General features: G+C 63.0%; 18 protein-coding genes and 1 pseudogene. 8 read left to right on the top strand and 11 right to left on the bottom strand.

The annotated features are described in order from the left end of the window. Window positions 1-197: 197 nt before the first annotated feature. The 3 genes from nirB to D5261_RS00610 all read left to right on the top strand — a co-directional run bounded on the left by nirB (window position 198) and on the right by D5261_RS00610 (window position 4,122). Window positions 198-2,645, top strand: coding sequence for a nitrite reductase large subunit NirB (gene nirB / locus D5261_RS00620; RefSeq protein ID WP_119320028.1), 2,448 nt, complete (start codon window positions 198-200; stop codon window positions 2,643-2,645). A gap of 15 nt (window positions 2,646-2,660) precedes the next feature. Further along, entirely contained in the window at window positions 2,661-2,984 is a 324-nt protein-coding gene (locus D5261_RS00615; RefSeq protein WP_119320027.1) for a Rieske (2Fe-2S) protein, read from the top strand. 418 nt (window positions 2,985-3,402) lie between these two features. Beyond that, a complete protein-coding gene (locus tag D5261_RS00610) occupies window positions 3,403-4,122 on the top strand; it encodes a winged helix-turn-helix domain-containing protein (RefSeq protein ID WP_119320026.1) in 720 nt (239 codons plus the stop codon). Window positions 4,123-4,128: 6 nt separating this feature from the next. Here the strand turns inward: D5261_RS00610 and D5261_RS00605 are convergent, their stop codons facing one another. From D5261_RS00605 to D5261_RS00555, 11 genes are all read right to left on the bottom strand, one after another. Continuing rightward, the gene (locus tag D5261_RS00605; protein WP_119320025.1) at window positions 4,129-4,830 is read right to left on the bottom strand and encodes a response regulator transcription factor; all 702 of its coding nucleotides are present in this window, start codon (window positions 4,828-4,830) and stop codon (window positions 4,129-4,131) included. Then, window positions 4,820-6,061 carry a sensor histidine kinase gene (locus D5261_RS00600; RefSeq protein WP_119320024.1) on the bottom strand — a complete coding sequence of 414 codons (1,242 nt, stop codon included), beginning with the start codon at window positions 6,059-6,061 and terminating at the stop codon, window positions 4,820-4,822. The genes D5261_RS00605 and D5261_RS00600 overlap by 11 nt, the downstream gene beginning before the upstream one ends. Further along, window positions 6,058-7,062: a HoxN/HupN/NixA family nickel/cobalt transporter gene (locus D5261_RS00595; protein WP_119320023.1), complete on the bottom strand. Its 1,005-nt coding sequence runs from the start codon at window positions 7,060-7,062 to the stop codon at window positions 6,058-6,060. The genes D5261_RS00600 and D5261_RS00595 overlap by 4 nt, the downstream gene beginning before the upstream one ends. 139 nt (window positions 7,063-7,201) lie before the next feature. Next, entirely contained in the window at window positions 7,202-8,944 is a 1,743-nt protein-coding gene (locus tag D5261_RS00590; protein ID WP_119320022.1) for a nickel/cobalt transporter, read from the bottom strand. An 8-nt stretch (window positions 8,945-8,952) separates the two neighbouring features. Next, window positions 8,953-10,326, bottom strand: coding sequence for a tetratricopeptide repeat protein (locus D5261_RS00585; RefSeq protein ID WP_125205831.1), 1,374 nt, complete (start codon window positions 10,324-10,326; stop codon window positions 8,953-8,955). An 82-nt stretch (window positions 10,327-10,408) separates the two neighbouring features. Beyond that, window positions 10,409-10,981: a DUF4331 family protein gene (locus tag D5261_RS00580; RefSeq protein WP_119320020.1), complete on the bottom strand. Its 573-nt coding sequence runs from the start codon at window positions 10,979-10,981 to the stop codon at window positions 10,409-10,411. Window positions 10,982-11,010: 29 nt separating this feature from the next. Continuing rightward, the gene (locus tag D5261_RS00575; RefSeq protein ID WP_165863982.1) at window positions 11,011-11,727 is read right to left on the bottom strand and encodes a DUF4331 family protein; all 717 of its coding nucleotides are present in this window, start codon (window positions 11,725-11,727) and stop codon (window positions 11,011-11,013) included. A 378-nt stretch (window positions 11,728-12,105) separates the two neighbouring features. Continuing rightward, complete coding sequence (locus D5261_RS00570; protein WP_119320018.1) at window positions 12,106-13,656, bottom strand: DUF4127 family protein; 1,551 nt, start codon at window positions 13,654-13,656, stop codon at window positions 12,106-12,108. 1 nt (window position 13,657) lies between these two features. Next, window positions 13,658-14,593, bottom strand: a complete 936-nt coding sequence (locus D5261_RS00565; RefSeq protein ID WP_119320017.1) for an ROK family protein — start codon at window positions 14,591-14,593, stop codon at window positions 13,658-13,660. A 6-nt stretch (window positions 14,594-14,599) separates the two neighbouring features. Then, entirely contained in the window at window positions 14,600-15,307 is a 708-nt protein-coding gene (locus D5261_RS00560; RefSeq protein WP_119320016.1) for an N-acetylmannosamine-6-phosphate 2-epimerase, read from the bottom strand. A gap of 31 nt (window positions 15,308-15,338) precedes the next feature. Beyond that, a complete protein-coding gene (locus D5261_RS00555) occupies window positions 15,339-16,502 on the bottom strand; it encodes a cation:proton antiporter (RefSeq protein ID WP_218025508.1) in 1,164 nt (387 codons plus the stop codon). Between the two features lie 174 nt (window positions 16,503-16,676). On the opposite strand from D5261_RS00555, the pseudogene D5261_RS33300 reads away from it, so the two are divergent. From D5261_RS33300 to D5261_RS00530, 5 genes and pseudogenes are all read left to right on the top strand, one after another. Next, window positions 16,677-16,925 (top strand): annotated as a pseudogene (locus D5261_RS33300) (Smr/MutS family protein); the annotation flags it as partial. 595 nt (window positions 16,926-17,520) lie between these two features. Continuing rightward, complete coding sequence (locus D5261_RS00545) at window positions 17,521-18,144, top strand: PEP-CTERM sorting domain-containing protein (RefSeq protein WP_119320013.1); 624 nt, start codon at window positions 17,521-17,523, stop codon at window positions 18,142-18,144. Window positions 18,145-18,347: 203 nt separating this feature from the next. Continuing rightward, on the top strand, window positions 18,348-18,719 hold the full coding sequence (locus D5261_RS00540; protein WP_119320012.1) for a DUF192 domain-containing protein: 372 nt from the start codon (window positions 18,348-18,350) through the stop codon (window positions 18,717-18,719). Between the two features lie 248 nt (window positions 18,720-18,967). Further along, the gene (gene ftsH, locus D5261_RS00535; RefSeq protein WP_218025507.1) at window positions 18,968-20,920 is read left to right on the top strand and encodes an ATP-dependent zinc metalloprotease FtsH; all 1,953 of its coding nucleotides are present in this window, start codon (window positions 18,968-18,970) and stop codon (window positions 20,918-20,920) included. 54 nt (window positions 20,921-20,974) lie between these two features. Further along, window positions 20,975-21,358: a hypothetical protein gene (locus D5261_RS00530; RefSeq protein WP_119320011.1), complete on the top strand. Its 384-nt coding sequence runs from the start codon at window positions 20,975-20,977 to the stop codon at window positions 21,356-21,358. The last annotated feature ends 103 nt before the right edge of the window (window positions 21,359-21,461 follow it).

The following is a 21,461-nucleotide window of genomic DNA, read 5'->3' as shown; positions in this document are numbered from 1 at the left end:
ACTGAAGCCCCACTTCCCGGCAATGTCGCCTTCACTCATGCAAATCAGTCCGATCGATTCGAACGGCTGACTCGCTGGCTGACGAGGCGCTCCCCGCCGGAGCTTTATTCCTTCGTACAGCCGCCACTATTTTCGAGCCGCTCCCGCCCGGTATTGGGCGTTGAGCCCGGGCGCCGGACAGGCGAAAGGCACGCAGGATGAACACCAAGCAGAAATTAGTTGTGATCGGGAACGGCATGGCCGGGGCGCGCACGGTTGAGGACATACTGGCCCGTGGGGGCGCGGAGCAGTTCGAGATCGCGATGTTCGGCGATGAGCCGTACGGCAACTACAACCGCATTCTTCTTTCCAATGTTTTGAACGGCTCGCAGGACGCCAAAGAGATCTTTCTCAATCCTCTGGAGTGGTACTACGAGAACAATGTCTCCCTGCACGCCGGCGTTCGCATCGCCGAGATCGACCGGGCGGCGAAGTGCGTGATCGACACCAACGGCGTCGCCACTTCCTATGACAAGCTGATCATCGCGACCGGCAGCCGCGCCTTCGTGCCTCCGGTGAAGGGCCTCCGGAATGAGGATGGCTCCGAGAAGCATGGCGTCTATGTCTTCCGCACGATCGACGACTGCCATAAGATCGCCGGCTACGCCACCAAGTGCGCCCGGGCGGCGGTCATCGGCGGCGGTCTGCTGGGTCTGGAGGCCGCGCGCGGCCTGATCAACTACGGCGTCGAAGTCCATGTCGTCCATCTGGGCGCTCACCTGATGGAGAATCAGCTGGATGCGCCCGCCGGAGCCATTCTGCGCAATACGATGGAGAAGATGGGCGTTCATGTCCATCTGCAAAAATCCACCACGGCGATTTTGGGCGAGGACAGCGTGACGGGCCTCGCGTTCGCGGACGGCGAGGAGCTGGCCTGCGATATGGTCGTCATCTCCGCCGGCATCCGCCCGAACTCCGAGATTGGCCGCGAGTGCGGCCTGACCGTCGAGCGGGCGATCGTGACCGACGATCAGATGCGCTCGGTGGACGATCCGGATATCTTCGTGGTCGGCGAGTGCGCGCAGCACCGGGGCCGCGTGTACGGCCTGGTCGCGCCGCTCTGGGAACAGGGGCGCGTGCTGGCCGATGTGCTGACCGGCGCCAATCCGAGGGCTGAGTACCACGGATCCAAGCTTGCGACGAAGCTCAAGGTCATGGGCGTCGAGCTGGCGTCGATGGGCGTCACCGAGCCGTCGCTGCCGACGGATGAAGTCCTGCACTTCGCCGAGCCGAAGAAGGGGATCTACAAGAAGCTGATCGTGCGTGACGACCAATTGATCGGCGCCATCCTGCTGGGCGACGCCTCCAAGGCCGCGCCATTAATGCAGCACTTCGACCATGGGACGAACCTGCCTGAAGATCGCACGTCCCTGCTGTTCGATCTGGGCGGACCGCCGGCGACGGCTTCTCTGCTGGAGATGCCGGACGCGACGCAGGTCTGTAACTGCAACGGCGTCAGCAAGGGCCAGATCCGCAAATGCGTCGAAAGCGGCAAGCGCTCGCTCAAAATGGTGATGGAATCGACCCGCGCCGGCATGGGCTGCGGCTCCTGCAAGGCGCTGGTCAAGGATGTCGTCGAGTGGGTCTGCGACGGGCAGATCGAGGAAGATCCCTCCGTTCATTACTATGTTCCCGGCGTTCCGCTGGCGAAGCCCGAACTGGTCGCGGCGATCAAAGAACAGGAACTTAAGAGCGTCTCGGCCATTTTTGAGGCGCTGGCGGGCGGCGCGGAGGAAGTCGGCAGCAAGATGGGCCTCTCCTCGCTGCTGAGCACGATCTGGGGCGCGGACTACGAGGAGCAGCGCGACGCCCGGTTCATCAACGACCGCGTGCACGCCAATATCCAGAAGGACGGCACCTTCTCCGTCGTTCCCCAGATCCGGGGCGGCGTGACGAACTCCGACCAGCTGCGCAAGATCGCCGACGCCGCCGACAAGTACAATGTCCCGATGGTCAAGATCACCGGCGGCCAGCGCATCGACCTCGTCGGTGTGCGCAAGGAAGACCTGCCGAAGATGTGGAAGGATCTGGGGATGCCCTCCGGCCACGCCTACGGCAAATCATTCCGCACGGTCAAGACCTGTATCGGCACGGAGCTGTGCCGCTTCGGCGTCGGCGACAGCACGGCGCTTGGCATCGCCATTGAGGCGCGCTTCGCCGGCATCGAAAGCCCGGGCAAGATGAAGCTGGCGACGGCCGGCTGCCCGCGCAACTGTTCGGAGGCGATGGTCAAGGATGTGGGCGCGGTGGCGGTCGAGGGCGGCAAGTGGGAGATCTACGTGGGCGGCGCCGCCGGCGCGCATGTCCGCAAGGGCGACCTTCTCTGCGTCTGCGAGAGTCACGAGGAAGTCTTATTGATCATGGGGCGCTTCATGCAGTATTACCGCGAGAACGCCAAATGGCTGGAGCGCACCTACGGCTTTGTCCCGCGTGTCGGCATCGATAAGATCCGCGACATCGTGGTGAACGACAGCGAGGGAATCGCCGAGCGCCTGGACGCCGCGATGCAGAAGTCCGTGGACGACTATGTCGATCCCTGGAAGGAAGCCGATCAGCCCGTTTCGCCCAACCAATTCGTCACGACCCTGCCGATGGTGACCGCGTAATCCTTAGGAAATCTTATGAGCACCTTGATTCCCAACGAATATTGTCTTGGCCCGGCGGGCCAGATTCCGATCGGCGAGGGCCGTGAATTCCAAATCGGCGAAACCAAAGTCGCCGTCTTCCGCTCCCGCAACGGCGGCGTGTACGCCACCCAGCCGCTCTGCCCCCACCGCGCCGGCCCGCTCGTCGACGGTCTTCTCGGCGGCGACATCCTCGCGTGCCCCCTGCACGCCTGGAAGTTCGACCTCAGCACCGGCGCCCCGGTGATGGGCGAATGCGGCCTGAAGACGTACCCCGTGCGCGTGACGGAAGAAGGGGATCTTTGGGTGGAGGTGGGGTAGGCGGCGTTAGGCCCTATTCCCCCAGCGCTAAAGCGCTTCCCCCCTTTTTCCCAACATGCGGCTTCGCCGGGGAAAAGGGGAGCCAATCATTGATAGCCATTCACTCTCGACAAGAATATGTGAAGAGAGGGCATCAGTTACAAATACCGACGCTCTTGTCTTTTATTCTTCTCTGCTACTTGTCGAACGAGCAAGGACCTTAGTGATCAGCACCCCTTTTCCCCCGCGAAGCGGCTTGCTGGGAAAAAGGGGGAAGCGCGCTAAAGCGCGGGGGAATAGGGATCTTCGCTTTCTCATTGACGCCCTCGCCCGCGCAATGCTATAATCCTTTATCTCCTCGACCCCGTGGAGTCCGACGTCCGATCCAGTGAGAACCGCAGTGACGCGGTTGGATTTCCAAGGGAAACCGACACGCATCATGCAGAATATCCTGGTTTACGCGCCGATGGAGCTGGGCGGTCCCTCGACGCCCATCGCGGAAGTGCTCACCGAAGCAGGTCATATTGTCTTTCGCTCTTCCATGGACCGTGGCACCGACGCCGTGGATGCGCTGTGCCGAGCCTTTGAAGGCCGCCCCCCCGACGTTCTCCTCGCCGATCTTTCCACGACGTACGACTGTCTCGCAATCCGTCACGTCATGCGGCTGCTCCAGCAGGCGTGGGGCGACGACATGCCGCGTCCGGCGTGCCTCGCGCTGCTGGACTCCCGGCATCTCGCGCAGCCGGACTGGCTGGCCGCCGTCGACGACTTTATCCTGCCGCCCTATACCCCGCGCGAAGCGCTGTCGCGCATCGATCTGCTGCTGTTCCGCAAACGCCATGTCCTGTCGGGAGATACTCTGTCGCTGGCCGATCTGACGCTGGACCTGGCCGGCGGCCGCGCGATGGACCCCGACGGCCGTGTCCTGCCCCTGACTCCGCGCGAATACGACCTGCTGCGTTTTTTAGGCACCCATCGCGGCAAGTTCTTCGCCCGCGACCGTCTGCTGGATATGGTGTGGGGCGTGGACTTCGACGGCGGCGAGCGCACCGTGGATATCCATATCCGGCGCCTGCGCGCCAAACTCCCCCCGATTACCGCCTCGCTGCTGGAAACCCGACGCGGCGTCGGCTACGGCCTGCTGCCGCCGGGTCTCTGAGGTCTGTTACTCGCCGCCCAGCCGATATCCGAAGCCGCGCACGGTTTGGATATATCTGGGTTCGTCGGCGTTCACCTCGATCTTTTGCCGCAGGCGTCGAATGTAAACGGCCAGCGCTTTGATGCCCATTTCGGGCGAGCATCCCCAGATCTGCTGGAAGAGCCAGATCTTGTCCTGCGCCGTACCCAGGCTGCGGGCCAGGAGAAGGAGCAGCTCGAATTCCCGGTCGGTCAGGTGGACGGGGGCGCCTTGGACAACGGCGTCGCGTATGCGAAGGTCCACGATCAGATCTGCGTCCACGGCGATCTGGTCCTGCTGATCGTCTGGAGCGTTGTAGTCGCGCGTGCGGCGCAGATGGGCGCGGATGCGCGCCAGCAGTTCGGCGGGGTCGAAGGGCTTGGTCAGATAGTCGTCGGCGCCCGCTTCCAGGCCCGCGACCTTTTCAATGGAGAGGCTGCGCCCCGTGAGCATGATGACCGGGCCGCGCCACCCGAGCTGGCGGATTTCGCGGCAGCAGAAGAAACCGTCGCGGCCAGGCAGCGTCACATCCAGAAGCGCCAGATCGAAGGAAGGGTCCTCCCGAATCTGCGCGATGCCCTCTTCCGCCGTGCTTTTGGCGACAATGTAATACTCCTCGCGCGCCAGCAGGCGCGACAGAGACTGCGCGATGGCGCGGTCGTCCTCCACGATCATAATCTTACCCGCCATGTTTCGCTCCTTCTGCCGGCAGCCAGATCGAAAATTGAGTTCCGGAGGACGAGCTGCGCAGCTTCATCACGCCACCGTGGTCCTGGACGATGCGCCGGCTGGAGAACAGTCCCAGACCGGCGCCGTTTTCCTTGGTCGTGAAGAACGGATCGAACAAACGGCGGCGGATATTCGCGGGAATCCCGGGACCGGTGTCCGAAACTTTCAGGCAGGCGCCGCCCTTGTCGCGCGCGAGGGAGATGGTGAGCGTCCCGCCGCAGGCGTGCATCGCCTGGACTCCGTTCAGCGCGAGGTTGACCAGGACTTGATCCAGCTGTCCCAGATCGCCGACAACCGTGGGGATTTTTTTCGCGATCTGGATCGAGACCGTGACATTCTCCTGCGCGGCCTGTGGGCGCAGCAGCTCGGCGGTATGCGCGACCAGAGCCGGCAGATCGACCGGCGCGCGGTGCGTCGCCTGCGGACGAGCGATGCCGAGCAGGCGATGCGTCAGGAGCGACAGACGATCGACCTGCTTCTGGATCAGATCGAATGACTCGGCGCGCTGCGCGCGATCGTCCTGATCGGCGAGGGCAAGCTCGATGGCGAGCGGCGTCAGGATATTGCGGATATCGTGCGCGACCGAGACCGCGAGCAGGCCGACCGCCGATAGCTTCTCGGATTCCAGAAGCTGCTGCTGGGTCTGGGTGAGGACATCCTCGACTTTATGCAGGCGTCCGTGCGCGGCTTTGAGCGCGTTGGCGAGCTCGCGCGACTGCTGTTTGAGCTGCTCGGACTGAGTCCGCACTTTCTGCTCCAGCCGGCGCGTGCGCGTGATGTCCAGGAATGTCCAGAGGCGGCCGATCACCGCCATATGGTCATCCAGCACCGGCGCCGTGTAGCGGCGCAGGAGTCGATACTTGGGCGCCAGGATCGCGATCTCATCCTCGCGCGTCAGGGTGGGATCGGCGTAGATCTCATCGAGTGTCTGGACGAACTCTTCCGGATCCATTACGCGCGGAATCATCTGCGCGCGCACCTGTTCCGGGCCGTCGTTCAGAGATTCCACGACGTCGAAACCGAACATTTCGCCGAAGCGCGGATTGCAGATCAAGTCCTGGCCGGTCGAGTCGGAAAGCAGCACCCCGTAGTCCGAGGCGCGCAAGAGCGCGCGCAGCAAGACCAGCTCCTCATCGGAGGACATCGGGACATCGCCCGTCGCCAGCGATGAGTTGTGCGTGCGCGGGCTCATGATTGTTCCGGCTCGTACGTGCGGATCTTATGCAGCAGGGCGGAGATCGCCCAGCCGGCAAGGAATACGGCGATGATGACGAAGCCGAGACGGTCGTCCAGCGACTGCCAGAATGGCCCCTTGGGCGACAGATCGATATGCGCCAGGCCCAGCATCTCCTGCGTGGCGATGACGAATGCGACGACGACCGAAATCAGCGTGATGCTCAGATTGTAATAGAGTTTGCGGACGGGTTTGATAAACGCCCAGCCGTAGGCGCCGAGCATCAGAACGCTGTTGAGCGTGTCGATCAGGCACATGCCCGCCGTGAAGAGCGCCGGCAGGAGCATGATCACCCAGATCGGCGTCCCCGTTTGTCCCGAGTGGGCGGACATTCCCAGCAGTCCTACTTCGGTCGCGGTGTCGAACCCCAGGCCGAACAAGAAGCCGACGAGGTACATCTGACGGCTGCTCGTCACCATGCGCAAAATCGGCCGGAAGATCCGCGCCAGGAAACCGCGCTGCTCCATCGCATTGTGCAGCGCTTCCTCGTCGAGATCGCGGCCGCGCGACAGCGCGCGCATGCGTCCGACGAGATCGATGAAGACGATCAGGTTGACGAAACCGATGATGTACAGAAAGCTGCTGGACACGAGCGCGCCGACCTGGCCGCCCAGCGCCTGCCAGCCGTGCAGGTGCTGCTGCACGTATGAGGCGGCGACGGCGAGCGCGGCGCAGAGGAGAACGACGATGGTCGAGTGTCCGAGTGAGAAAAAGAAGCCGACGCCGATCGGCTGCTTGCCTTCCTGCATCAGCTTGCGGGTCGTGTTGTCGATGGCCGAGATATGGTCGGCGTCAACGGCGTGGCGCAGGCCGAAGGCGTACGCCAGCCATCCCGTCGCCAGCAGCACGGGGTACGTATGCGAAGCGCCCCAGGTCACGAGCCAGATCAAGATGTTGATGGCGAAGAGAGAGCCGAGCAGAACGGCGACACGGCGTTTCGTGTGATCGATGGTGTTCACGTGGGACGAAAATCCATTCTAACGCAAAGGGCGGCGACCTCAATGCTGTGTACTATTATACACGACATCGAAGCGCCGCCGAAGTGATCGCGGAGTACCACTCAAGAACGCCGCGCAGCGCCGTCGCGTTCCCGCCAGTTTACAGAGGGGCGCCGCCGATCGCGCGAATGACCAGAATGACGCCGATGGTGGTGACGGCGGCGGCGCTGAAGATCGGCATGAAGCGCGTGAAGGCGTCGCTTCGCGGAACGCGCTGCAAAAGCTTGGACGCCGACACCACCGCGACGCCGATCGCGATCAGCACCGAGGCGAGGCCGATGCTGAAGGACGTGATCAGCAGCAGACCGTAGGCGATCCGGTGCAGCGCGATGGCTGAGAGAAGCACGACGAGCGCGGACGGGCAGGGGACGATGCCGCCTGAGATCCCCAGCGCGATCAGCGACTTCGCCGTAATCGGCCCTTCGGGAACGTGATGATGGTGGTGATGCCCGAACCCATGCGAGTGGCCGCCGTCATGACTGTGTCCGTGATCGTGGCTATGATCGTGATCGTGCGTATGATCGTGTCCATGGTCGTGATCATGATCGTGATCGTGTGTATGGCCGATCTCGTGAATATGCGTGTGGACATGCCCATTGGATGTCGCCAGCGCCAGGGCAGGCTCATAGACATGCTCGTGAACATGTTCGTGCGTGTGGTCATGATCGTGATGTTCGTGCGTGTGGCTATGGTCATGATCGTGGTCGTGACTGTGATCATGATCATGATCGTGGCTATGCCCATGGTCGTGCGCGTGATCGTGGGAATGTCCCGTGTCCAGGCCCCGGATGCGGCTATAGAACAGCCAGAGGCCGACGCCGAAGACCGCGAGGCCGCTGATAACGCTCAATATCGGGAAGAGCTTCTCCGGGACGATATATTGCGAGGCGAACAGCGTCACCAGGCCAAGCGCGAAGACGCCGAGCGTGTGCGTGATCGTGACCACGACGCCGAGCAGGAACGCGTGCTTGACCGTGCCGCGCGACCCGACCAGATACGCCGCGACCATCGTCTTGCCATGGCCGGGCGAGAGCGCATGGAAAGAGCCGAAGACAAAAGCGATCAGAAGACCGACCAGCATGATCCCCGGCGTCAGCTTCTTCGCCGCGATCGCCTGCGTGAAGCGGTCCTGCGGCGTGCTGGTGTTTGTCGCGGAAACGCTGGGCGCCGCCGTCTGAGCGGGCGTTCCCGCAAGCGCCGCCGACGCCGCGATGGGCGTGTCGGAAACGGTGAAGGTCGCCGAGGTTTCCTGGAGCGGCGACATCGCCGTGATGCTGGGATAAACGGTGAGCGCCTGAGTGCGGTCGGTCGACGGTACGGAGGCGTCGCCAAGATACGCGTGTCCGTCGGTTGTCGCGACGATCTCTTTCCACCCGGTGCGCTCGGCGTAGTTGCCGTCTTGATACGCGATCTTGTGCGCTCCGGCGCCGAGCGGAGCGGCGGGCTTCAGATCCATCGTCAGCCGCATCGTGTCTAGTCCGCCGGCGCCCGGCCGGAAGGCCAGATTGCTGGACGCGATGTCCAATGGGACCGGGCGCCCGTCGGCTGTGAGCGTCAATCCCTGGGCCAGCGTGGGTGTTTTTGCGGCGAGATAGGCGGTTTGCTCCGCCGGGGTGATCTTGCCGTCGCCGTTCGTGTCCATCGCGGCGCGCTCCGCCACGGTGGGGATCTCCGCCATGTCCAGCACGTAAAAGATCTGCAAACCGGCCTTGGCGGCCGTGATGCGGCTGTAGTGGCTGATGGAGAAGTTCCCCATCGGATGAGCGCCGGCGGGCGCGGTGAAGGCGGCTCCCGCGAGCAGCGCGGCGGTGAGCGCCGCGGTCACGAAACGTCGGATATTCATGGACGTTTTTAACTCCTGGGTGTGGGCGGCGTTTGCGGCGAAGCCGGGATTTGCGCGGTCGCCGCGCCGGCCGCGTTCAGTGTGTCGAGAGTGGCGCGGGCCAGTTTCGGCGCGAATGGGTTCCAGTAGGGGTTCAGCGCCAGGGCCTTCGCCAGATGAGCGCGCGCGCCGGCGGAGTCGCCAAGCGCCTTTGCGATCATTCCGGCGTGGTATTCCAGCAGCGAATCCTGCGTGCGCCACGCCAGCGCTTTGGACATCGCCGAGGAAGCCGTCGGAAGATCGCCGGCCTGGTAACTGGTCCAGGCGAGCGTGTCGTAGGCGTAGACGTCATGCCGGATCGTCAGCTCATGCCGGGCGATCCGCACGGCCTCGGGGAGGTGGACGTGATGGTCGGCGCAGTAGATGGCGCGCTGCCGGTCGTAAACCCCGCCCTGCGAGCGCGCGATTCGCCCGGCGGCGTCCACCATCGCGTATTGCAGATTGGCCTGCCGGGTGTCTCCCGACGCGGTGTAGGCGTCGCCGAGCAGAGCCAGGATCTCCGGAGTGGGCACGATCGCGGAGGATCGTTTGCCCCAGTCAATCGCTTCTTTGTTATCTCCCCGGCCGGCCGCGAGGCGCGTCAAAAAGGTCATGGAGCGGTAATCGTTCGGGAAGAGGGCGACGGCGGCGAGGTACGCCTTTTTTGCTTCGTCCGCCCGGCCCAGCGCGCCCAGCATGTTACCTTCGCGCATGTGATACCAGGCGTCGCCTTCCGCCGACATATCCAGGTTGGTGTCGGCCTGCGCGCGCGCCGATTGCATTTGCGCCAGCGCCCCGTCCAGATTGCCGGTCAGCTCCATCAGGCGCGCGGCCATCGCCAGCGTGTGCGGGTCGTGGTTGCCGGCGGCGAGCTTCGCCATCCCGGTGGCGGCGCTGGGGTACTCGCCCATTTCCGTGTTCAGCTCCACGAGAAGCGACTGCGCCTGCGCATCGGAAGGAGCGGCGTTGACGATCTTTTGCGTGAGCGCAAGCGCCTCGGGGAATTTGTGCTGGGTGAACAGGCTGAGCGCGAGCTGATCGTAAGCGGCGATATTATTGCGGGTTCGGATCGCCAGCGACTTGCGGGCCATCGCTTCGGCGCGCGCGGCGTCGGCGATGTCGCCGGTCTCGCGGCAGCGCTGCAAATAGAATCCGGAGAGCAGCGACCGACCGATGGCGTCTTCCGAGTCGCGCTGGATATTGCTTTCATAAAAACGGATGGTGTGCTCCAGGCGGCCTGGATCGTAAGGTTCGTGCTGCGCGGGAGGGCCGCTGGGCGGGCGTGACTGCGCCTTGCGGCTGGTCCAGGCCCAGCCGGCGAGGCACAAAGCGAGGGCGGAAGCGGCGATAGCGGCTCGTTTCATCGTATTGATCGACTCCACATCGAAGAAAAAGGCGTGGTTCGCGCGCCCTCAGTAGTGAATACTGAAGGCGCGCGAAGGATCGCTACTTGGGCGCTCCCAGGTAAGGGAATGCGCTCGTGAAGTGCTTCGCGCCGAAGCCGACATGGTCGCTCGTCAGCGCGGGGATCTCTTTCCCGTCTTCCGGCGCCAGGCCGAGCGTCGGCACGGTGGCTCCGAAGATGACGCCGAGCGAGGTGTCGACGACATCATCCTTCAGGTCGCGGCCGCCAAACGTGCCGCCGGTGGCTCCGCCGGTTTCCACGCCCAGGTAGGTCGCGTTGCCGGACTGGCTCAAGTCAGCCACCATGACGTCGGGGACCAGTACGGCCTTGACGACGTTCGTGATCGCCTGGGAGCGGCCGGCGGTTCCGACCATGAAGCTCTGGATATCGTTGGCGAGCTGCCCGGAGTCATCCGTGGGATTGTCCTGGTCGTTGATCTGGTGCCGATTATTGGCGACTGTCGCGAAGACTTCGTTGACGGCGGGGCGGGCCAGTCGGTCAACTTGCGTGTAAGTCTTCGTTCCGCCGCTGTCGCCGCTGCCGCCGCAGCCCGCCAGAGCGATCGCCGCGAGGCTGAGCGCCAAACCGCCAAGCATGAATTTTTTCTGTAACATCGTTCTCTCTTCTCCTGAACAAAAGCCGATTATTTGCTGGTGGTGCACCAAACGTGGATCTTCTTATTCGTCCCCGGGACCAGCGACGTTTTCGGCAGCTCCACGACAATGGCGAGCACGTTGTACGGCGCGAGGAAGTCCGTTCCCGGGTTGTTGAAGCTTGCGGCCTGGGGCTGATTTGGATTGCTGACCGCCGTGCCGGTGATCGGCGTCGCGCGGTCGGGCAGGATCGTAAAGAAGCGGTTCAGGTCGAAGAAGAAGGGATCTTCTCGCGCGCCCGCGAAGACTTCGATCCCCGTGGCGGGAGAGAAGGCCTGATTGATCGCGCCCGTGACGGCGTAGGGCGCCAGCGCCGTAGTAACCGTTCCGGTGCGATCCGGCTTCATGGGACCAGAGATCAAGACGCGCTGGCTCGATCCCGTTCCGATAAAGCGGGCTTGTATGACAAGGTCCTCGACATTGTCGCCGGTGTTATCAATTTTGAACTGATAGAGAACGCTTGGGTCGAAGGATACACCGCCGGATCCGCCGCTGGGGATCAAAGGGTGTACGTCCATCGCCAGGACGACTTTCGAGGAGTCGGAGGGCGAGGGAAACACAAAGACGTCGGTAAGGTCCGCGCCCGGCTGAGCGGCGATCGCCGGGGTATCGGCGTGGTCCGATCCATGCGCCTTCAGCAGAAATCCGGTCGGAATGAGCGCTACGCCCGCCGCCAGCAGAATGATGTTTTTACGAGAGAGTGCCATGCGTATCTCCTTGTCGTGAATCGCGAACAAGAATGCGGGCCGAATGCGGCGCGGAACGAAGTCCGAAGCCTGATCCGGCGCGAGTTCCATGCAAGGACAACTGTACCAGCCGTCGATCCATGCTTGTTGCGGATTAGGTTAACGCATAGTTACAAACGAAATTATTGTTATATGGGCGACTCTGAGGATGCAAAAAAGCCCTTTCCAAGATTCTGGAAAAGGCTGTGAAAAGGGGTCTTTATGTTTGAGAGTTCTGCCAAACTCTCAGCAGCAAGCGTATTTCATTGCGGCTAACCCTACTGTACCCCGGCGACGCCCAAGGCAGGCGTGCATGAGGTTAATGGCGGGTTACAATTGCGTCTTGGGCGAATGTCTGGGTCAGGACAGATCGAAATCCACCTCGAAGGTTCGCCGCCAGGGAAGGCGGGCGCTCCCGGGAACGAGCGTCAGCCCCTCGCCGACTCCGGACTGCTGAAGCCGGGTAAGTAAACTCGTCAGCTGTTCTTCGATGGCTTTGCGGGTCTCGGCGATCTGTTCGAGAGAGTTGGGGTCGGGGTCGCGGCGTCCAAAACTCTGTTCGATGATGTCGCGAGCGGCGCGGCGCGCGACCGTCTGATATCCCCAGTCCTCCAGGAACCGATGCGCCAGGAAGCGCTTTTGCGCCTCTGCCTGCTCGGCGTTGTCTTCGATGTACAGCGCGCAGACTGCCTGGGCCACCACCACGCCCAGCGTGTTGCCCGCCGTGTTCCAGGCGCCGTACGCCGCCAGCCCCCCGGGACGCAGCGCCGAAGCCGGGTCCAGCAGCAAGTCGGAAAAGAGCGGATCGCCGCCATTGGGGTAGGCGACATCGCCCACGGCCACGGCCAGACCCCGCGCCTGCCAGCCCGCCAGACGGGCGATAAAGCGCAAATAAGGGGCGGTGCGATCCCGGCGGTCCTCCTCCGCGTATTCCAGGCGATAGTCCGTGCGCCGGGGCGAGGGCGTGACGACTCCGAGGATGAAGTCGCTTTCTTCGGGGCATTCGGCGAGGACGCATCCGCAGGCGGAGATCTGTCCCAGCACGGTTTCGCGCACCGGGCGGTCTTCGTAAGGCGCGATATACTCCTCATCGCCGGGGATCGCATACTCCACCCAGACCAGGGGCGCGCGTCCGTGATGCGCGTTGATCAGCTGCGCCGCCAGCGCCGAACCGACTTCGTCGGCGCCGGGATACATGTGCAGCCGCGATGACAGCGCCGGGCCGATCAGGCGCGGCCAGCCGCGCAGCCAGTCCCGCTCGCGGCTGGGAAAGCCGTAGGCGGCGGTGTCGTCGGAGGTCAGCAGCAGGCTCGCGACTTTGCCGCGCGCCGCCAGGTCGATCAGCCCCAAGTTGACGGTATGGTTGCGCAGGCGCCGCATCAGCCAATCGGCTTTCAGGTCCGGCGGAAGCTGGGCGTCCAGATCTTTCAAAACCACGCGGTCTTCCGGCGGAAGCAGGCTCGTTTCCGACTGGTGCGTCAGCCGCGCCCATCGGTAAAAGCGCGTGCCCCACTTTTCCCAGTAGAGCGGCTCCTCGACACAGTTGTCGGCGTTGGCGACCCGGGTGATCAGGGAGAAGGCGTGCACGGGGATCCGCGCGCCGATCTCCTCCAGAATGCTCAGCCGCCCCAGGACGGCCGCCGCGCTGTCCTGGGAGATACGGGCGTTGATCAGATTGCCGTAGCCCAGATAGTCGCACGAGACGATCGCGCCCGAAGTCGTCGGCGCCGTGTCCCGCAGCCATTGCGTGATGACCGGCAGATCCGCGGGCTCGCGCTGAAGGCCGAGCGCTTCCGAGGGCGGCAGCAGAACTTCGGCGCCGGCGATCTGCCCGAGCATTTGCGGATAGCGGGTGTTGACGGGGCGTTCGTCGAGCGGCGCGAGCGCGATGCGCAGGGAGTTCGTATTCATATCAAGAGACTGCTTTCGGCAATGGAATGATCAAGGCGGCGGCGCCGATGGTCGAGGCGTGCTCGCCCAGCGAGGCGAGGACAACCGGCGTTTGCGCGGGGCCAGGAAGCGCGCGCTCGGCAAGCACGGCGCGGGCGGGAGCAAGCAGCGCATCGCCGAGCGCCGCCAGCCCGCCGCCGATCACGATCACATCCGGATCGAGCGCATTGGCGAGGCTGACAAGCCCAAAGCCCAGATAGCGACCGGTCTGAGCAATCGCCGCCGCGCCGATCCCTCCGGGATCCTGAACGGCGTCCGCCGCGATCTCCGCGCCGGTGATTGGCGCTTCGTCGTCGCCCGCGATCTCCCGCCACGTCTGAATGAGGCCGGGCCCGCTCGCGTAGGCTTCGAGTGTCCCTCGCGCCCCGCCGCCGTCCTTCCGGGCGTTAGGATCCATCGTCAGCAGCAGGTGCCCGAACTCGCCTCCGGTCCAGTGCGCGCCGTAATGAACACGGCCTTCTAACAGCAATGCGCCGCCGACCCCGGTGCCGAGCGCCAGAAAGACGACGGTGGACAATCCCCGGGCCGCCCCAAACTTCGCCTCGCCGGCGGCGAGGGCGTTGACATCGTTATCCACGGCGACGGGAACGCCGAATGCGGACTTAAAGGCCGCGCCGATCTCCGTCCCCGCCCAGCCAGGCAGGATCTCCGTGGCCGAGACCACGACGCCGCGTTCGGCGTCGATCTGCCCGCCGGCGCCGACGCCGGCGCCGGCGATGACTTGCTCCGAACCGTGCAAAAGCTCTTGACCCAGCGCGATCGCCGTTTGAAGCACCTGCGCCCCGCCGCGCTCCGCTTGCGTGGGGCGCACACCGGTTTTGAGAACGAGTCCGTTGTCATCCACCAGCGCGCCCGCGATCTTCGTGCCGCCGATATCGATTCCAAGATAGGTGGGCATGAATGGCTACTTCCCGGCGGCGACGGCGCGCGCGAACCGCTCGGTGATCTGCTGGGGCCGCGTGATGGCCCCGCCGACAATCACCGCAAACGCCCCCGCGTCCAGCGCCGCCCGCGCCTGCTCCGGCGTATGGATGCGCCCTTCGGCGAAGAGCGGCCTCTTGAGCTCCGCCGCCAGCCGCGTCGCCAGCTCCAAATCCGGTCCCTCCAATTGCGGGCTATAAGGCGTGTATCCCGACATCGTCGTCGATATAAACTCCGCGCCCGCCTCCTGCGCGGCGACGCCTTCCGCAAACGTCGAAATGTCCGCCAATACAGGCAGCCCCGTCGCGACTCGGACAGCGGCGATAAACTCCGCCGTCGTCCCTTCCGGATGCGGCCGATCCGTGGCGTCCAGCGCGATGATATCCGCGCCCGCTTCCGCCACGGCCAGCGCGTCCTTCACGGTCGGCGTGATATACACGTCGTAATTCGCCACATCGACTTTGAACAGACCGATGATCGGCAAGCTCGTGACGGCGCGGATCGCCGCGATATCCACGGGACTATTCGCGCGAATCCCGACCGCTCCGCCCCGCTCCGCCGCGACGGCCAACCGCGCCATGATCTCGCCGCCAAACAGCGCTTCGCCCGGCAGCGCCTGACAGCTCACAATGAGGCCGCCGCGCAGGCGCTCGTTCAAAGTTTCCAGAGAATAAAGTTGAGAAATCGTCATGCCGTCAGTGTACGGATTCGGGGATGGGTTGTCAAGAGTGGGGCTTTGTTTCAATCTCTCCCAGCCGCCGCAGCAGCGGCGTGATGGTCAGTCCTTGTACAATGATGGAGAAGGCGACGACGCCGAAGGTGACGGTGAGGATTTGGGAGCGGTCCGGGGTCTCGGGCGGCAGGCCGAGGGCGAGCGCCAGGGCGAGGGCGCCGCGCAGGCCGCCCCAGAAGAGGATGTGCTGGCGCTGGAGGGAGATGCGCCGCGCGGCGCGCGCGTAGAAAGCGCAGCAGCCGTAGACGGACGCGGCGCGGCCGGCGAGGACGACGGCGATGGCGATGAGGGTGGGGACGAGCAGCGCGGCGAAGCTTTCCCGCGCGCCGCGCAGGCCGATCAGCAGGAAGATCAGCGAGTTGGCGAGAAAGGCCGCGTACTCCCAGAACGCGCCGACCGCTTCACGCCCGCGATCCGTGATGGCGCGCGCGGGGCCGATATTGCCGATCAGCATCCCCGCCGTCAGCGTCGCGAGCACCCCCGACAGATGGAACTGCTCGGCCAATAAAAACGAGCCGTACGCGGCGACCACGGTGAAGGAGATCTCCACAAGATGGTCCGTGGCGCGTCCGATCAGCAGCAGGGCCGCCGCGCCGACGAGCGCGCCGCAGAGGACGCCTCCCACGACCGTGACGACAAAGCTGAGGACGACGGCGCCGGCGGACATGCCCGCGCCCAGCAGCGCCGCCGAGACAACGGCGAAGAGCACTGCCGCCGTGCCGTCGTTGAAGAGGCTTTCCGCCTCCACCAGCAGCCGCAAACGTCCGTGGACGCCGGCGTCCTTGAACGTGGCGATGACCGAAACCGGGTCGGTCGCGGAGATCAGCACGCCGAACAGCAGCGCGCTCGGCCAGGACCACTGCGCGCCGAAATGCATCCCCGCCGCCGTCACGGCGGCGGCGATCAAAACGCCGACCGTCGCAAGGACGGTGATAGGGCTGAAATCGCGCCGCAGCTCAGTCCATGGTATAAAGTATGCGGCTTCAAAGATCAGCGGCGGCAGAAACGCGTTGAAGATGAGGTGCTTTGTGAGATGGACCTGAGATGTCGCGCTGGTGAGCGCCATCACGACGCCGGCGAGCACGAGCCCGACGGTATAGGGAAGCCGGAGCCGCTGGGAGACGGTGGCGACGATCGCGGAGACGAGAAGCAAGATTTCGACACGTTCGATGCTAAGCTCTATGTCAGGATCCTCCAGGCGGCGGAACGAAAATTTGGAACCGAATAGTTACGGTATGGAAGAAAGGCGGGTACGGCGCATGAGTTCATTTTGTCAAGAGAGATTTCCTGCGCGCCGCGCCGAAAGAGAGAGTTTGGGGAGAGAGTATTGAAGATTAAGCTGGACCTGCATCCGATTTACAACGATAGCCGCGAGATCGAGGCGTCCCTGCTCAAGGGGATCGAAGACGCCGTGACAAAACGAGCGACGGAGCTTGAGATCATACCGGGCAAAGGATCGGGCGCGCTTAAGAAAACGGTTGTCCGTTTTTTGGAGCGTCCCGAAATCCGAGCGCAGTACCATCGGATCGAAAAGGACGGAGACAACTGGGGGCGATTGTTCGTCCACTTCCGCTGGGCTCGTCTCCAGGAAAAGAAGCACGAACCGATCCCCGAGGAACGCATTGACTACAAGTGCTTTTGCTGTGACGCGGCTGTCTCGACGCGGGTCGATCGCGAAGCGCTGGACGAGGGGCCGACGGAGGTTCGCATTGAAGAGTGTCCTTCCTGTGGCTCTCCGAACAAGCTGACATTCCAGCTGAAAAAGCGCGGCGACGTCAGCGTGCGCGCTGTTTCCGGATACGAAGAGTGACACGAAAACGCGCCAGGATGGAAGACGGCGAATCGCTTCTTTTCTCCTGGCGCCGCTGCCTGGCGTACGTTAAGATTAAATTGTGATAATAGCTTTCATTCATATAATTAAGTGATTCGTTTATATAAAAAATGGTAAGCAATCCGTATTTATACTCTGAAAAATATTTTTAGAAATTCCTTATATTCGTGTTTATTTTTTTGCGCGGCGAGGTATATTTGCTGTGCGGTTCTGGATCCCCAGTGTTGTACGCTCCTCTGTTCGCAACGTGATTATTGCTGTTCATCCTGTTGCGCCAGCGGACTTATGTCTCCCAGTCAACTTAATTGGTCCATGCTTCGGATCAAAAGGAACCACACTCATGTTAACACGAAACGCCATTGGCGGCGCAATCGCCGTCGCGGCTCTTGGCGCTCTGCTGAGCGGAACACAGGCAAACGCTCAGAACTTCACCTACTCCACTTCTTACGCCAGCACATCGATTGTCAGCGGCACCAGCACTCTGACGATTTTACCGACGACCGCTGGTCCCGTCGGCGCCACCACGTTCATCACGCTGAGCAACTTATCGCTCAACACCACTCCTGGGACTGGTCCGAACCACTTCAACGATCCCTACTCTGCAACCATCACCATCCATGATGTTGCGTCTGGCGGGAACATAACCAAGAGCTTCTCAGGCTCATTCGTTGGCGATGCCGACGGCGGCGTTGGCGGCAATGCTCCTAGCACGAGCGTCACTGACGTCTTCTCGACCCCCGCGCTGACATTCAGCTTTGCGGACGGCACCTACACGCTCAACCGGACCTTCACGACTCCTCCCGGAGCGACCGGCAGCCTGGGCACCCAGGGCGCGATTGTAACTTTCACGCCAAATCGTCTGACTACTCCCGAGCCGGGCAGCGTCGTCGCTTTCCTGGCGGGCGGCTCAATCCTGGCGCTGCTGGCGTTCCGACGCCGCACGTCGTTCACTCCGACTGCGTAAGTCGGACGCGTGACGCGTCGAACGGAGGCCGTGTCTTTTGTTATCTCCGGATGGTAAAAGCGACGGTCTGATCGGCGCATAATTCCGCTAGCACTCAAAAGCGGCTTCGCTCACTCACAAAGGAGCGGAGCCGCTTTTGTTTATTTGGGCGGATTGATCTCTGTTGGGCGCAATGGCTTCGCGGCCGGGTAAACTGGTCGGATATGGCCGTTTATCCCCGCTTCACGCTGACGATGGAATCGAGTGGGCTCTTGCTGGGGAGCGTGGCGCAGGTAAATTCCTGGCTGGGGAAGGGCGTCGGCGTCTTGGGCCGGCGCGCGCTGCCGGCGGGCGAGGGGCTCTGGCTTCCCGATGTGGCTTCCGTCCATACATGGTTTGTTGCGTTTCCCCTGGATATTCTCTTTTTGAGCCGCGACTTGACCGTGCTTGCGGTCTGCCCGAATGTGCCGCCCTGGCGCGCGCTGGTGCGCTGTCCTGGGGCTGTTCACACGATCGAAATGGGCGCGGGGACGCTTGCAAACCTGCCCGTTCCGATTGGCGAGCGCCTGCGAACCGGGCCGGAAGCGTCGATTTGACGCGAGCGCGCATACTCTGCGCGGAGTTTGGGTAGAACGGATTTACATGCGCGCTTTTCGATGGGGAACGCGAGTGCGCCCATTTGCGTAGTTAATGAAAGAACGCATACGCCCCTGCGACAGCGATCGCTCGTTGTTGTCGGCCGCGAGGAGAATGTGGTATACTTCCGCCACGGTAAAGTCTGGATGCAGATCAACCGGTCGGATTTTCTTCCCACGTTGTTCCGAATGTGCGGAGGGAGGCACTGTTGAACACAAATAAAATACTACGTTTCCTCGTACCCTTCATTGTCCTTGCGACAGTGTTGTATCTGGTAGGCAACCACCGCATCCCGTTTATGGGCGGCGATACGCTCAAATCCGTTCCCTACAGCCAATTCGTCGATGATGTCGAAAACGGGTGGGTGAGCAGCGGTGAGATCGATAAAGGGACGTTCAAGGGCGTGTACGCGGCAAACGCCGGACAGCGCTCGGGCGGCTTTACGGTAGAACTTCCCGACAACCCGCAGATCATGCGGGACCTCGACAAGAATCTGCGCGATCATCACGTCAACTTCAAGTATCCGAAGTCGCCGATCTCGGACAGCACCTGGGCGATGATCGTCACGGGCCTGCTGCCCCTGGGCGCCGTCATCTTCATCTGGCTCTTCTTCCTGCGTCAGGCGCAGAGCGGCGGAAACCAGGCGATGTCGTTCGGCCGCTCCAAGGCGAAGCGTCTGACGGACAGCGTTCCGAAGGTGACCTTCGATGACGTCGCGGGCGTCGAGGAAGCCAAGCAGGAGCTGGAGGAAGTCGTCGAGTTCCTGAAGAACGCGAAGAAGTTCCAGGCGCTGGGCGCCAAGATCCCGAAGGGCGTGCTGCTGCTCGGACCTCCCGGATGCGGCAAGACGATGCTGGCCCGCGCCATCGCCGGCGAGGCGGGCGTGCCGTTCTTCCATATCTCAGGTTCGGACTTTGTCGAGATGTTCGTCGGCGTCGGCGCCAGCCGCGTCCGCGACTTGTTTGACACGGCCAAGGCCAACCGGCCCTCGCTGATCTTTATCGACGAGATCGACGCCGTCGGACGCCAGCGCGGCGCCGGCATGGGCGGTGGTCACGACGAGCGGGAACAGACTCTCAACCAATTGCTGGTCGAGATGGACGGCTTCGATCAGAACTCCGGCGTCATCATGATCGCCGCGACAAACCGCCCGGATGTCCTGGACCCGGCGCTTCTGCGCCCCGGACGCTTCGACCGCCATGTGACGGTGGATACGCCGGACGCCAAGGGCCGCGAGGCGATCCTGGAAGTCCACCTGCGCGGCAAGCCGATCGCGGAAGATGTCAGCGCGCATGCGCTGGCCCGCCGCACTCCCGGCTTCAGCGGCGCGGATCTGGCGAACCTGGTCAATGAAGCGGCGCTACTGGCGGCGCGCAAGGACAAGACGCGCATTGAGATTCCGGACTTCAACGAGTCCGTCGACCGCGTGGTAGCCGGTCCCGAGCGCAAGTCGCGCATCATGAACGATCAGATCCGCGAGCGGATCGCCTACCATGAGGTCGGCCACGCGATCGTCGGCGAGCTTCTGCCCAACGCCAACCCGGTCCATAAGATCTCGATCCTGCCCCGAGGCCGCGCCCTGGGATACACGATGCAGTATCCGACCGAGGACAAGTACCTGACCACCCGTCAGGAGTTCCTCGACGATATCTGCGCCCTGCTCGCGGGCCGCGTCGCCGAAGAAGCCGTTTACGGCGAGGTGACGACCGGCGCGTCGAATGACTTCGAGCGCGCCACCGCTATCGCTCGCGCCATGGTCTGTGAATATGGTATGAGCGAGCGTCTCGGAACGGTCGTCCTCGGAACCCGGCACGGCAACCCCTTCTTGGGCCGTGACTGGAACGAGGAGCGCAACTATTCGGAGACGATCGCGGTCGAGATCGACAAGGAAGTCCGGTCGATTATCGACGACTGCTACGCTCGCTCCCGCCAGATCCTGTTCGACAACCGCACGAAGATGGACGAGATTGTCCGCGTGCTGCTGGAGAAGGAATCGCTGGAGCGCGAAGAGTTCATCGTGCTGATGGAAGGCGCCAAGGCTCCCGAACCCTCGAAGCCTCTGGTCGCTCCCACCGGCGCGCCGCCGATCACCGGCGACAACTCTTCCAATACGCCTGAACAGCGGCGTCCACTGCCGAACTTACGGCCCGAGACCGCTTAACCGATACGTCGATACGCGGGGGAGTCAGACGATGGCTCCCCCTTTTTTTATCTTATGGAAAACACTTACCGTTACCGCCTCTCCCGTCTGGTGCGCACGCAAAGCTCGGAAATCTTCCTGATCTGGGACGATGACCGGCGGATCGGCCAGCTGGATCTGCACTACGCGCACGATACGATCCACGCCACGCTCGTTCTTGAGGCGGATCTTCCCGTCAATACCGAGGAAGAACTGCTTTCGCAGATCGACGAGGATATCGTGTCGTCTTACCTTCCCTCCTTCGATCGTGAGGATTTTTTGGTCACGGTGTTCCGGGGAGAAGAGATTTCGTCTTACACGGATTCGTCCGGCGCGCTCGATGATATCGAGGATGAACACTTTGGCGAAGACGACGATGACGACGACGGGGGCGGCCTGCGCGGCCGCCGCGATCGCTAATTCGCATTCGTTTTCGTTGAAGGTCTGACAAGGTCCGGCGCACTAATGTTATAATAGACATTAAGAGCGCCGGCTCCCGGGATTGAATGGATCGTGAAGTTCA

The sequence above is a fragment of the Capsulimonas corticalis genome, assembly GCF_003574315.2.
In the GTDB taxonomy this organism is placed as follows: domain Bacteria; phylum Armatimonadota; class Armatimonadia; order Armatimonadales; family Capsulimonadaceae; genus Capsulimonas; species Capsulimonas corticalis.
Note: the sequence above shows the minus strand (reverse complement) of the source record. Positions and strands in the feature narration are given on the sequence as shown.